15 protein-coding genes and 2 pseudogenes are annotated in these 13,020 nt (G+C 38.4%); 4 read left to right on the forward strand and 13 right to left on the reverse strand.

Going from position 1 to position 13,020, the window contains the following annotated elements; translation table 11 throughout:
• Positions 1 to 142 precede the first annotated feature (142 nt).
• Positions 143 to 501, reverse strand: a pseudogene (locus tag B9G53_RS16735) (transposase); the annotation flags it as partial.
• A 127-nt stretch (positions 502 to 628) separates the two neighbouring features.
• Positions 629 to 971 (reverse strand): annotated as a pseudogene (locus B9G53_RS16740) (ATP-binding protein); the annotation flags it as partial.
• 179 nt (positions 972 to 1,150) lie between these two features.
• On the opposite strand from B9G53_RS16740, the gene B9G53_RS26870 reads away from it, so the two are divergent.
• On the forward strand, positions 1,151 to 1,420 hold the full coding sequence (locus tag B9G53_RS26870) for a hypothetical protein (RefSeq protein ID WP_141211804.1): 270 nt from the start codon (positions 1,151 to 1,153) through the stop codon (positions 1,418 to 1,420).
• 21 nt (positions 1,421 to 1,441) lie between these two features.
• On the opposite strand, the gene B9G53_RS16745 is transcribed toward B9G53_RS26870, so the two are convergent.
• The 11 genes from B9G53_RS16745 to B9G53_RS16790 all read right to left on the reverse strand — a co-directional run bounded on the left by B9G53_RS16745 (position 1,442) and on the right by B9G53_RS16790 (position 9,916).
• Positions 1,442 to 2,050: a DJ-1/PfpI family protein gene (locus B9G53_RS16745; RefSeq protein ID WP_094534290.1), complete on the reverse strand. Its 609-nt coding sequence runs from the start codon at positions 2,048 to 2,050 to the stop codon at positions 1,442 to 1,444.
• 142 nt (positions 2,051 to 2,192) lie between these two features.
• Positions 2,193 to 2,759: a hypothetical protein gene (locus tag B9G53_RS16750; RefSeq protein WP_094534292.1), complete on the reverse strand. Its 567-nt coding sequence runs from the start codon at positions 2,757 to 2,759 to the stop codon at positions 2,193 to 2,195.
• Between the two features lie 55 nt (positions 2,760 to 2,814).
• Entirely contained in the window at positions 2,815 to 3,168 is a 354-nt protein-coding gene (locus B9G53_RS16755; RefSeq protein ID WP_094534294.1) for a carboxymuconolactone decarboxylase family protein, read from the reverse strand.
• A gap of 214 nt (positions 3,169 to 3,382) precedes the next feature.
• Positions 3,383 to 4,429, reverse strand: a complete 1,047-nt coding sequence (locus B9G53_RS16760) for a hypothetical protein (protein WP_094534296.1) — start codon at positions 4,427 to 4,429, stop codon at positions 3,383 to 3,385.
• A gap of 12 nt (positions 4,430 to 4,441) precedes the next feature.
• Positions 4,442 to 5,569 carry a DctP family TRAP transporter solute-binding subunit gene (locus tag B9G53_RS16765; protein WP_094534298.1) on the reverse strand — a complete coding sequence of 376 codons (1,128 nt, stop codon included), beginning with the start codon at positions 5,567 to 5,569 and terminating at the stop codon, positions 4,442 to 4,444.
• Positions 5,570 to 5,595: 26 nt separating this feature from the next.
• The gene (locus tag B9G53_RS16770; protein WP_254923691.1) at positions 5,596 to 6,492 is read right to left on the reverse strand and encodes an alpha/beta fold hydrolase; all 897 of its coding nucleotides are present in this window, start codon (positions 6,490 to 6,492) and stop codon (positions 5,596 to 5,598) included.
• 28 nt (positions 6,493 to 6,520) lie between these two features.
• On the reverse strand, positions 6,521 to 7,387 hold the full coding sequence (locus B9G53_RS16775; RefSeq protein ID WP_094534302.1) for a sugar phosphate isomerase/epimerase family protein: 867 nt from the start codon (positions 7,385 to 7,387) through the stop codon (positions 6,521 to 6,523).
• The gene (locus B9G53_RS16780) at positions 7,384 to 8,184 is read right to left on the reverse strand and encodes a cupin domain-containing protein (RefSeq protein WP_094534304.1); all 801 of its coding nucleotides are present in this window, start codon (positions 8,182 to 8,184) and stop codon (positions 7,384 to 7,386) included. The genes B9G53_RS16775 and B9G53_RS16780 overlap by 4 nt, the downstream gene beginning before the upstream one ends.
• 45 nt (positions 8,185 to 8,229) lie before the next feature.
• A complete protein-coding gene (locus B9G53_RS27505; RefSeq protein ID WP_176453252.1) occupies positions 8,230 to 8,400 on the reverse strand; it encodes a hypothetical protein in 171 nt (56 codons plus the stop codon).
• 63 nt (positions 8,401 to 8,463) lie between these two features.
• Positions 8,464 to 9,159, reverse strand: coding sequence for a cupin domain-containing protein (locus B9G53_RS16785; RefSeq protein ID WP_254923692.1), 696 nt, complete (start codon positions 9,157 to 9,159; stop codon positions 8,464 to 8,466).
• Positions 9,160 to 9,490: 331 nt separating this feature from the next.
• On the reverse strand, positions 9,491 to 9,916 hold the full coding sequence (locus B9G53_RS16790) for a putative quinol monooxygenase (protein WP_094534308.1): 426 nt from the start codon (positions 9,914 to 9,916) through the stop codon (positions 9,491 to 9,493).
• Positions 9,917 to 10,094: 178 nt separating this feature from the next.
• On the opposite strand from B9G53_RS16790, the gene B9G53_RS26875 reads away from it, so the two are divergent.
• The 3 genes from B9G53_RS26875 (at position 10,095) to B9G53_RS16800 (ending at position 13,009) form a co-directional block, all read left to right on the forward strand.
• Positions 10,095 to 10,328: a hypothetical protein gene (locus tag B9G53_RS26875; RefSeq protein WP_141211806.1), complete on the forward strand. Its 234-nt coding sequence runs from the start codon at positions 10,095 to 10,097 to the stop codon at positions 10,326 to 10,328.
• A 483-nt stretch (positions 10,329 to 10,811) separates the two neighbouring features.
• Positions 10,812 to 12,641 (forward strand): AGE family epimerase/isomerase, encoded by a 1,830-nt coding sequence (locus tag B9G53_RS16795; RefSeq protein ID WP_094534310.1) that lies wholly within the window; start codon positions 10,812 to 10,814, stop codon positions 12,639 to 12,641.
• Positions 12,642 to 12,676: 35 nt separating this feature from the next.
• Positions 12,677 to 13,009 (forward strand): STAS domain-containing protein, encoded by a 333-nt coding sequence (locus tag B9G53_RS16800; RefSeq protein ID WP_094534312.1) that lies wholly within the window; start codon positions 12,677 to 12,679, stop codon positions 13,007 to 13,009.
• Positions 13,010 to 13,020 lie beyond the last annotated feature (11 nt).

Raw genomic sequence — 13,020 nt, forward strand, 5'->3', positions numbered from 1 at the left:
CTAAAAATCCATATACCTGTTGACGAAATTCCTGTAGTTTGTCAATAATCATGGCTGTAGATATGTCTTTCTTTTTTATCTACTTTAGGCAGTTTGTATCTCTTTTACTCTGCCTTTCTTACCTTTTTTAGTCTAAACTCCAGTCTAGATTCAATCGTTTGCGAAAGTGTACCATCATGCTGGCTTCAAATGGTGCTTTGTCTCTGTATTCTGATATCCTTAAAAGTATTGCAAATATGGATTCTCTCGGATCTGTTCTACTGTCTCTTTATCGCTTGTTCCTAGTTTCTCTTTGATGATTAGTGCTTCCAGTGCCATCCGAAAGCTCTTGGCTGGTGCTCCTTCTCCTGCGCTGAATTGTTCGGCATATTCACTCTCAAAACTTTCCCATGGGATTAGTTCCGCTAACTTTACACATCGATTCTCTCCTGACAGTTTTCCATTAAATGGAAGATAGAAGTTCTCGAATGATAGTTGCCCTTTTGCGAAACTTCGGTACATAAAATTTTATTGATGCAAGTTTTTTTCTTGCTTTTGGGCTTTTTCCTTGCATTCTATCAGCTTGTGCAACCTTTGAAAACTACTGATTGCAACTGTTTCTGCCTTTTTCAGCAAGCCCTACATAAGTACAAAGCCCTAAATCTAAAACGTAGCGAATATCATCCTGTGTCACATCTGGCAGTTCCTGCCCAGCGAGAATCGGCTGAATCACTGCTTTGACTCTATCTATCTTCCCTCAATCTCTCCGCCAGACTATCCAAATGTGTATCCTGTCTTCTAATCAGAATCTCCTTAGCCTCATTCACCAACTCAGGAGTAATAGGAATTGCAGGATCTTTTGTAATGTATTCAACAATTTCCTTAGTGATCGCATTGACTAGCCAAGGTTGTCCCTGCATCAAATAAAAAGCTAAATCAACCGCTTCAGGTGTAAATACTTGCCCCGTTGCATCCGTATGTTGCTGATAGACGGGTATGACAACGATTCGTGCAATTTTGTATCATGAAGGCTTTTTCTCTAGCTTTAGGGTGACTCAAACCCGCATTCTTACGTTCTAAGATTGTCAATCAAGGCTGCAAAAAGCAAATCTCTAAAAACATCACTATATCTACATCTTAAGCCTGTCGTGATACAGTTTTACACGAATCGTTGCCATACCCGAATAATTCCGCAGAACGTGCTTTGCGTCCCGCCGTAATTTGGCGTAATCTCAGCTTTGGTTCTCGGGCTCAGTCTGGGAGTGAGTTTGTGACGAGAATGTTGACTGGCAATCATTCTTTGAAACTACAAGGACGTTCCATCTTGGATTTTCTGACGCAATCTTGTCTGGCAGCTCGACTGCGGATGCAGCATCATTCTCTAATTCCTACTGTTCATCAGCCTCTTATACATAATCCTAGACACTTGATTTTTCTGTAGGCTATTGGACGGTTACACACACTAAGATACAGTTTCGATTTCTTTAACAAAGGTTTCAATAAACTTCATAGTTACACCCGGGTGCTTACCTGTGATCAAATTACCGTCAATTACTAAATCTGCGGTAGCATCTCCTTCGTAAATCACATCACCACCAGCATTCTCTACGTCGCAAATAATATTATGGGCGCAGGTAACTTTTTTACCTCTAATTAAATCGGAATCAGCACAGAACAGCCATAGACTGTGACAAATTGTACCGAGCTTAATCTTGGGATTGTCAATTACCTTGCGTAGAAACGCAACAGCAGGAGCTTGATTCTTTTGACCTTTTTTCACAGTAGCCTGATATCTCAACCGATCTGTGGCATAGGCACCAATGCAAATAAATCCTTTATAGTCATCTGGATTAATGGAATTAATCTCTGTTGTGACCGTAACTTTTTCAATGGGATCGTAAATACCATCATCAGGATTCCCGCCAAAATGTAAGGCAGGCTGTCCCCAAAGATGAGAGATATATTCTACTTCATAGCCATACTCAGGGAAGTGAGCATTAAAAAGTCGAAATTCAGTTTGATCGAAATGGTCTTCAATAATTACGCCAATTTTGCCTTTGATTTGAGTCATATCTTGTGATTACCATTGATTAGCTTTGATTGTCTGTGATTTCCTTTAACTGACTTGGTCAGTTTTACAGCCTATTTAAGGTTTGTTGAATACATAGAAATATTTCGAAAAGAATTATTTGGTAATCCTTTTCGAAATATTTCTATGTAGTGATTAGTGTTAGTAACTCAGGGGCAGCAAAGACATCCCTATAGAATGTCAATTGTTCGCTCTTAAAGTAGCAACCGCCACGGTGTCCACGTCTTACCCAGCAAACCATGCCTTTAGCAAGGGTTTCATTGGTTTCATCATCGACACATTTCCACTCAAAGTGGACGAATTCTGACCAAAATTGCACAATGGGCCAGCACATGGTCACACCAGGTTGAGCAATTAATGCCCACCAATGTTGTTCTCGTTCTTTCTGTTCCACTAATCCATGAAAAGGTCCATCTTGGCAAAGATAAACTAAATCATCTCGATATTCACCAGTTAATAAATCACCTCTACCTTGTCTGAGAGCTTCACAGTGGGTGGGCCACCATTCTTTATTTTCTAGCTCAATTTGGGCAGTAGTATAATTATCTCCGATTTGAGGTAAGGTTGCTTCTTTTAAGAGAATAAACGTCTCGGCATCACTTATAAGTTTTGTCTTTAATTCTTCAGAAACTAGTCCAGGTTTTGAATAATCAGCAGATAAATCTTTGTAGTAGTTAGTCCTTTTTTTCATTTTTTTACAGATAAATTCTTTCGAGATGTAAGGTATACTGTGCAATGATTCTAGTCTAATCTAAATTAGAGTTGTCGAGAATTTGATTGAGCGCACCGAAGGCACTAGCGGATTTGTTGAAGCCAGCATATACCGCCGTGAACAACAAGAGTTCTTCAATTTCTTCGCGGGTTGCACCTTGTTTGAGTGCCATATTTACATGGGCTTCAAAGGGACTACCAACGCCTATTTGAGTGTTATTAACTAGGTCAACTGCGATGGTAATCAAGGCTTTTGTTTTTTGATCGATGAGAGGTAAACCCCAAGCTTCTCCTGCAACACGGGTAACGAAGTCTCCAAATTTAGGATTGATTGCAGATAAACCTGCTTGGAGGTCCTTATCATCTAGCACAGCATTTTCGTAAGGCATTTTATTCTCCGCTTCACATTATATTGATAGTTACAGCTTTTTGCACTTAATTAAAATTCAGAAATATTTTGAAAGCTTCAATCATCTGTATCTAGAATCTAGAAGTTAAGTTAGTTATTATATATATCATAAATGGAATCGATTTAATAATTACAGAATAATTTAAAATAGTTGTTTTAAATTGTTAAGTTCGCAGTTAAACTTACGGTTAATATTAATTACCTACTTTAGTTAGACTAAATTGATATAAATACCCAGCAGCATCAGTTGCTAGGATTGTCTTATCATCAATAAACAGAATCCCTGTAACTCCTACGGATGATATTTTCTGTTCTTGTAAAACCCTACCTGTTATTAATGAAATAATCCTGACATAACCTTTGTCATCAGCGATCACAATAATATTTTCGGGACTGATATCAAGACTACTAATTTGAGAACTAACTTGCAAAAGCTTCCTAAATTGACCATTAGTAATATTTATCTCTACCAAGTCACCTGTAAAATACCCAACGATTAACTTATCGCCTGATTGAGAAAATTTTAAAGCATTAATTCGGCTTTCTATTGGTTGAAATTTTACGGAATCTGCTTTCCTTGTAGAAATATCTTTTGTTAGAGAAAGAACTGCAATCTCTCCACTATCATAGCTAACTACAACTTTAGATGTCGTGACTGCATTTGCAGGGAAAACTGCTAAATTTCTAGCAACCCCAATTGAGCGATATATTTTATAGCTATTAACTTTATTCTTTAGTAAATTATTTAAAATATTAATTTGAACTGACCCATCATCGGAAGAAGATATTAAGTAATTATTAGTAATAAATGAATCCGTGACAGCAGCTTTATGGATTGGAATCGAAAAACTCTTATCGGCATTTACAAGTGATGCATTACCAGAATATATTGCTGAAGAAATTATAGTCTGATTATCAAATACTCCATACCTAGACTTGAAAAGTTTGCCACATTTATCTAAATAAACATTTCTTTCTAACTCTAAACCTCTATTAAGGATAACTAAATTACAGTTTTGAAAACCTACTACTAATTGTTTATTAGTTCGACTTTGATCAATAAAACTAGGGCTACCATATCGACTTAAGTCAACTTTTTTGATAATAAAATCTTGCTCTTGGGCTAGAGACTGAGAAGTTTCAAATCCACCTAAAAAAATCAGAGAAAATAAAAATAAAATTAATCTCTTTTGAGTAAAGTTTTTATTAAAAAGATTCAGAAGTTTTTTTAACATGCCCATAATTAACTATAATTAACTAAATTTAACTCCAGTTTTTTGTTCTAACTTAGAGTTAATTAGTGATTTTGCCTGTGAATTAAGTTGACTATAAATTGACTTATATATAGGAATCAATTTTTGCACTGCTTTAGAGCAGTCGGGTTGAGTCGCAGTCATACCATATTTTGTTGTCAATTCCTTATAAACAGCAGAGTTATAATCTCCCTGTGCCTTAATTTGTTTTGCCTGATATATGGGTAATAATTCTGAAATGACCTTTCGGTTAGATGGAGACAACTTATTCCAAAAGTTAGAGTTAAAAAAAGTGTTATAGCCTGACCAAGCGTGATTAGTCATATTCAAATATTTAGTAACTTCATGCAGGGCAAATCCTTTTGCTACTGATAATGGGTTTTCTTGAGCTTCTACAATCCGATTTTTAAGAACATCATAGACTTCATTCATCGTAAAAAACTTAGGATTAGCTTCTAGGGCTTGCATTGCTTGCTGAAAATCATAGGATGGGGGAATCCGAATAATTAAGTCTTTGAAGCTATCTAAGTTATAAATGGGTTTGGCTTCGACAGATGTAATGACACGCATACCATTATCAAACGTACCATTGGATAAGTACTTGAGGTTATATTTAGCAACTGAGTGATCGAGAATTTTGGCAAAAATAGGTTGATTGATTATTTCAAAAACTTCTTGAGAAGATTGATAGATAAACGATAAATTCTGGATGCCAACAACATCTGGCGATAATTTATCAATAATTGGAGCCGCAACACTTACAACCTCAAATCGTCCCGTTGATACTAACCTGACAGCTTGGGGATCACCACCTTGAAGCGAGGCATCTTGAGGAAGAGGAGAAACAAAAAGTTCACCATTAGTTTTCTCAAAAACATCTAACCAGAGAGCTTCTAGGTTTTGATGTAAGGGACTAGATTTGGGTTGATTATGAAGATGGAAGGCTTTGATTTTCGACTTCCCATAATTTTTCCCATATTCGCCAGAAAGACCTAAGACCTTTTCTAATTCGGTTTCTAGGTCAGGAAGTGAGGCTTTGTGATCGTTCTCACTTAGGGCTTCTGCTCCTAGAGCGGTTAATGAGGTTGCACCTGCCATTAATAAAAAGTTTTTACGGGAGAATTTCATGAGTCTATCCTCTTTTTAAATATTGGTTAAGTATTAGATTGATTTATAAAAGTTGCAAAGATGGCTTGGGCGATCGCTTCGGGTGCTTCTTCAGGAATGTAATGTCCACAGTTTTCCACAACATAACTGGTAATTTTATCGCAGTAGGGAGCTAAGCCTTGATAAATGAGAGTCTTAGTCGCGAATTCTCCACCCATAGCAAAAATCGGTTGATAGAAGCGAGTCTCAGGGGATAAGGTGTTAGTTTTAATGCTGTCATCAATGCAGGAATACCACCAAAATCCTGCTTTCATAGCATGGGGACGGCTATAGTAACTCACATAAAAATCAATGATATCAGGAGAGAGATTTTCTTTGCGAATGGATTTGTTGGTAAAGTACCAAGATAGATATTCTCTCTCTTTCCCTTGCACTAGATCTGATGCTAGATCACTATTTTTATGAAAGTAAAATTGCCAAACTTTGGCGGCATTGACAACAGAGAAGAAATCTGTGCTAACTAAACCAGGAATCGCAGCATCAATTAAACCTGCACCTTGAATAGCTTCAGGAAATAGTTTGAGTATGGTAAAGGCAACCCATGCCCCCACATCATGACCAACTAAGTAAAAGGAAGTGATTTGTTTTTGAGCTAAATAGGCGATCGCTTCTTGGGCAGCCGTAGCACAATCATAGTCTCCCTCAGGGATATCAGAATCGCCTTGACCTCTTAAGTCGAGGGCAATCACATAAAAAGATTTACCTAGTTCCTCTAATAAAAGTCGCCAAGCATAACAGGTTTGCGGCCAGCCCCCCAGTAATAATAGAGGCGTACCTGTCCCTCCCTCGATCGCATGTAAAGTAACATCAGCAACCGCAGTAAAAGTATGTTGAAATCCTGACGGTAAGGGAATAGGAATAAATGTTTCTTTCATATTATTCATGCTGATTATCCATTCTGATTATTTATGCTTAAAGAGAACTATAGGTTTGAGTCAGAAACTTTAGCCCTTCACGGGCAATATACTCACTACTAGGAGCCAGAGATCGCCAGACTCGCGCCATTGTTGCTAGCTCTGGATCATGAAAGTTAAAGCTCTCAATCACCACCCAATCTTGGTAATTTAGCTCATGCAAAGTCTCAAACCATTGTGACCAAGGGAAAGTATCAGTTCCAGGAGTGCCGCGATCGCAAGCACTAACATGGATATGAAAGCAGCGATCGCCCGCTAATCTAAAAGCCGATAGAACATCCTTCTCCTCAATATTCATGTGAAATAGGTCTAGTAATAAACCCAGTTGAGGGGAGCCAATGGTTTCTAAAATTTCTACTCCTTGTTCTACTGTATTTAAGATATAGCCTTGAAAGCGATTAAGAGGTTCAAGAGCTAGCTTGATTTTTGTTGGGGATAGAGATTCGGCTACTTGAGCCAGACTATCTATGAGGAAGTTTTTTTCTGACTCTTGGGGAGGGTAGCCAGTCAAATAACCCACTGGATGAATGAGTGGCCCTGACAGTTTAGTTATGCCACAAGCCTCACAGAAGGCGATCGCCTTCTGAATATAGGCAATGGACTGATCCCGAATCTGCTGATCATGGGCGGCAAGCGATAAACCATTGGGCATACTGGTGCAGAAAGTGATATCTAATCCATAGCGATCGCGATAATCCTGAACCGTATCGGGAGCGATCTGGTCAAATAAATGGGTGGAGATTTCCACACCAGCAAATCCCCAAGACTTTGCTTGCTCAAAGATAAACGCCTCTTCTCCTGCAAATTCTTTTTTCCAGATGAAGGTATGCACACCAAACTTCAGCGACGCAGGTATTAAACTCATGAGCAGCTCACAGATTTATCCCCTTGATTAAAGGCTTTGATTGCCTGAACAATTTTCCTGAGGTCGCGATCGTTCTTAAGCTTGGCAAGTTCATCGGGAATCTGATCCGAGATCGTACTGACGTATTGCAGGAAGTAAGAACTTTGGTTGATCCCATGCTCAGGCGCAAGATTGACAAATGCTGCCCTAGAAGTATTTGTTACCTGAGGCAGATCATTCAGATCGGTGATTGTTACCCCACTGTCCGTAAAATATTCGCGCATCCCGCCATCATTAAAGGAGAAATCTGGGGCAACTTTATCTTTCAACCATACAAAAGTGATCGGTAGGGTTTTGGTGGTGCTATTCACAAAGCCATGCACATGGTGTTTGGGAGAGTACACTACTTGCCGAGGCTGCATATTAATCATGTATAAATCAGTCTTCCCTGCGCCATCTTGGGTGGGGGGGTGATTAATATCGGGATACTCGCGAGCGCTACTGTAAAGTTCAATTCCTCCTTCAGGAGTCCAAAACCACTCATTGATAAAGTAATGAACATGAGGCATTGGTCCACCACCAGGGGGAATCTTCGCCGAAGCAATGGAAAAGCCCATATCCTTGGTAGAACAGGAAGCAATGTTAAAAATTTCGATCGCTGGAGTGAGAATCAGCGAAGGTTTTTCAACCTTCGGCGTAGGAATATCTGCGATCGTGTCCACTGTCTTGGCAGAGGCGACAAAGGATTGAAAGAAAAAAATGCTACAGGCAGCGATCGCCAAGAAAAAAACAACAGACCAAGCTTTAATTTTTAACATTGGGTGGTTCTGCTTGAAAGGGTGTAAAGAAGAACAAAAAAGGCATTAAAGAGCAAATCTTTCTTTGATGAAATTGTAAGTTACTTGACCGAGTAAAACGGCGGCAGCGGCAACTAAACCTTGAAAAGGAGGAACTGGTAAAGGAAGCTTAAAAAAAGTAAAAATCACACCAAGCAACCAACCACCTAAAAATGCAAATCCTAATTCTTGACTCATGGATCTATTCCTTTACTTCCAAGTTGAAATTCCCTAATTAATTTTTAGATATTTTTGAAAAATCTAAAAACATTTCACAGATTGATCGCCCTGATTATAAGCATTAATCGCATCAATAATCCTTGTTAAATCTTGATCATTAGTTAAATTTGCCAAAGCTACGGGAGGTTGACCAGACACAGCAGAAGCATATTTCAGAAAATAATTACTTTGATTAATGCCGTACTTAGGAGCAAGAGTCACAAATTTTTTCTTTGACTCATCGGTAATTGGTGGCAATTTCTCAATATTTTTAATAGGAATTCCCACTTCTTGGAAATACTCACGAATCCCACCATCATTCAAAGGATATGTCGGTGAAGTTTGATCTTTAATCCACACAAAGGTTAGGGGGCGAGTTTTGTTACTGGTATTGACAAACCCATGCACATGATACTTAGGACTATAGACCACCTGATTAGGGCTAGTATCCACAGTATAAAGAGTGGTTCGTCCCGCCTGATCGTTAGTAGCTGGCTTATTCAAATCAGGATACTCACTGGCACTTTGGAATAGTTCTAAATTACCTTCAGGAGTCCAGAACCACTCATTGGTGTAATGGTGAATATGGGGCAATGGTCCAGCTCCTGCGGGAATTTGGGCATTGGCGATCGTAAATCCTAAATCACCGCGATTACAAGTGCTAAACTCAAATATTTCTCCTGCAGGGCCCAGAATAAGCTCAGGATTTTCTATTTTGGGCGTTGGAAAATTATCCAAGGTTTTAAATTTTGATACTTCCGCAGCCTCTACAGACTCAAGTTGTGGTAGTGGCAAAAAACTTATAAAAACTATTGAAAAAGCAAGAATTGCTGTGAAGGCAATTATTAAGCTAATCAACCACTTAAAATATTTTTTCATATTGAACTTAAATATTTATCTATTCAGCTATTCTGTTTTTGGGGGAATAAGCGACACTTATGAAACACAAAACCTTCTCTCAGCATGGTTTTGAGATAAGCTAAAGAACTCATAATTGTATTGTTTCATACGATTTACCCCAAGAACTCAGAAGACCCATCTAATTCTTAGCAACCAAGGTAAATCGTTTCTAGTTTAGGATTTTAAGAGATGCCACATGAAATATCTTGATTACAGGTGGCTCTGCTAATAAATCAGGTGCTTTTTTAACAAATTCTTTAAAATAAGAAGTTTGAAAATGATAGTCTAAGGCTGCTTGGTTTTTCCATTCTTCATAAAAAATAAAGACATTATCTTGAGTTTCATCTTTGTAAAAACTATAGGATATTGCCCCCGTCTCTGCCCTTGAAGGTGCAATTAAGCTTTCTGAAAAATCAATAAATTCCTTTTCTTTTTCAGGTTTTACCTTGACTTTCCCTGCTACGATTACAAGTTCACTAGCATTATCTGCCCAGCTTGCTGAAGCACAAAATACAAAGCTAATGCAGGCAATTATGACAGCCAAAAAAATAGAAGCCAAACTACTGGGCTTTGTTTTAAATAGCATCGATTTCATATTAAAGATACTTTAAGATAGTAATTACTTAACTTACAGAAGAAAATGATTAACCTTGTTATAGTCTTTAGTTGTTTGCAGTTAATTCTTTACTTTTTTTGAACTTAATTTTTTGAAAATATAGAATTACTGCAATTAGGCAAGTAAACCTGATTAATCATAACCCAAGTTGCTACCTATGGTAACAAGAAAAAATACTGCTACAAAAGACAAAAGCCGAGTAGCAGCAAGAAAAATGAATGATGAAATTATAGCGATTTATTGCCCATGTGATGACATTCTCCGAGCGATGAATCATCAAGGTGCTATACAACAACAGATGAGTGATAAGGAAATGTTGCCGATTTCGATCCGTTTACTGCTTTTTTACCTCAAACGTAAAGATCAAAAATCCTTTCCCATTTTTCCTTGATCATTATGAATATGTGCAACGCCTAGCAATTTAAGGCGGGACACTTTATACTGTAAGTGATCTAGCCTACGACTGTTAAGGTGACTAACATACAATTCTCATTATGACTTTTGGTTTCTCTAAGCTATTAAATTTAAAACTAATACATATGCTTTTCAATAAACACTATTGATAATAGTCGCAATAGTCTCAGCCAAATCAAGACAAAATTTCCGTAATGAGAATTGCTGGTGACTAACAAACTTGAGTGATTCTAGCGATATAGATCTATAAATAATTTCATATCGAAGGTCAAATAAAGTAGATTTTTGAAGGCAAAACAGCAAATCTACGTCCGCTATTTTTGCGCCTTGATAGGGGAATTGGGCTAGCCCTAAAGCTTATGAGGTAAATGTCACAGCGATTTTAGCTGGACAAAACTCTTCCTTAAATGTCCCAATTATTAAGTTAACAACCAATTTTAGTTCTATTTAGGAAAACCAAATGCCAAGTCAGATTCCTTTTTCTTTCTCAGACCTTATTACAGGCTATGTCACCCACTTTAATCGCAGTGATAAAAATTTCGGTATCAAAACCTCTGAAGGAATCGAATATACAGCCTATATTGGCTCAACGACCTATGGTCGCATTAGTCAAAACTTAGAGGAAGGGTATATTGATGCAACTGAACAGTTAAATGAGTTATTAAAGCCTGGTCAACATATTTTTGCCTATGGTGTTTTTTACCCTAAAGGAGACGATCATAAATTTGAAGCTAAGTCCCTTGTTTTTCCTGGAGATGCCCCTGATAAGTACCGTCATGAAGAACCAGACTGGTGGATCAATCAAATCCGATCGATCGCTGATAAATATCTAAAGTGGCAATTTAATTATCCGAATCAGCCCATTGACTACCGAGAATATCGCACAATGCTGAAGCTGACGGGCGAAAAGCAGAAGGATGACTACTTACAGGAAACAGATACAGTTTCTCGTTTGGTTTATGGACTCGCTTCAGCATATCTATTAACTGGAGAAGATCAATTTTTAGAAGGGGCGGAACTGGGTACGGAATATTTACGCAATCATATGCGTTTTTATGATCCAGATGAAGACCTGATTTACTGGTATCACGGCATTAAGGTGACGGGAAATCGAGAACAAAAGTTATTAACCTCCGAGTTTGATGATGACTACGATTGCATCCCCGCTTATGAGCAAATCTATGCCTTGGCTGGACCTATTCAAACCTATCGAATTTCGGGTGATCCACGCATTTTAAAAGATGCGGAGATGACTATCGATCTATTTAATAAGTTCTACTTAGATCGAGAACAAGGTGGTTATTTTTCCCATATTGATCCTTTGACCCTCGACCCACGGGCCGCATCTATGGGTCGGAATCAGGCTCGTAAAAATTGGAATTCCGTAGGTGATCATGCTCCTGCTTATTTAATTAATCTGTTTTTGGGAACTGGTCGCCAAGAATATGCAGATATGTTAGAAGATACTTTTGATACGATTGAAAAGTATTTCCAAGACTATGAAAATAGTCCGTTTGTCCAAGAAAAATTCTTTGAAAATTGGGATAAAGACCAGTCTTGGGGATGGCAGCAAAATCGGGCTGTCGTGGGACATAATCTCAAAATTGCTTGGAATTTAATGCGGATGCAAAGTCTCAAGCCTAAGGATAGCTATGTTGCCCTTGCTCAGAAGATTGCGGAACTAATGCCAGAGGCTGGCAGCGATCGCCAGAGGGGAGGATGGTACGACGTAGTTGAGCGCACAAAACAACCTGGCGAAGATTTCTTTAGCTTTGTCTGGCATGATCGTAAAGCTTGGTGGCAACAGGAACAGGCTGTTCTTGCCTATTTAATCCTACATGGACTCCTGCCGAGTGAAGATTATCTAAAACATGCCCGTGAGGTAGCTGCATTCTACAATGCCTTCTTCCTCGATCATGATGACGGTGCTGTTTATTTTAATGTTTTGGCAAATGGTATGCCCTATTTAATGGGAACAGAGAGATATAAAGGGTCTCACTCCATGTCAGCCTATCATTCTACGGAGTTATGCTATTTATCCGCAGTTTATACTAATCTTCTGATTACCAAACAGCCTTTAGATTTATACTTCAAACCATTTCCTAAAGGTTTTTCCGATGGCATTTTACGAGTTTCTCCCGATATTTTGCCCCCTAATAGCATTAAAATTGGCTCCGTAGAAATTGACGGGCAGCCTTATACAGACTTTGATGCGATCGCTTTAACCGTTAAGCTTCCTGATACTCAGGATCGAGTTAAAATTAAAGTCCAGATCGTCCCCACTGCTTAATTTCTAATACTAACAACACGAACAGGATATGGTGAATGGATATTAAACTAAAATCCGTAGGAGAAATTCAGGTTGTCGAGTTAGATGGTGATATTGATGCCAGTACTGCCCCCGATGTAACTAAGTTTGTGTCTGAGTTAGTGAAGCCCCATATTCGCTTACTATTGGATATGACTAGGGTTCCCTATATGTCCAGTGCTGGCTTACGCACTCTCCTTTCCCTATATCGGCAAATCACAACTAAAGAAGGAAAGGTAGTCCTAGTTGGTTTAAGTGAAGAACTAATTGACACTATGTCTGTTACAGGTTTTTTAGATTTCTTTACTACCACATCAACTCAGGAAGAAGGCATAGCCAATTTAACTTAGGAAGCCTAGAA

The sequence above is a fragment of the Pseudanabaena sp. SR411 genome (assembly GCF_002251945.1).
Classification (GTDB): Bacteria; Cyanobacteriota; Cyanobacteriia; order Pseudanabaenales; family Pseudanabaenaceae; genus Pseudanabaena.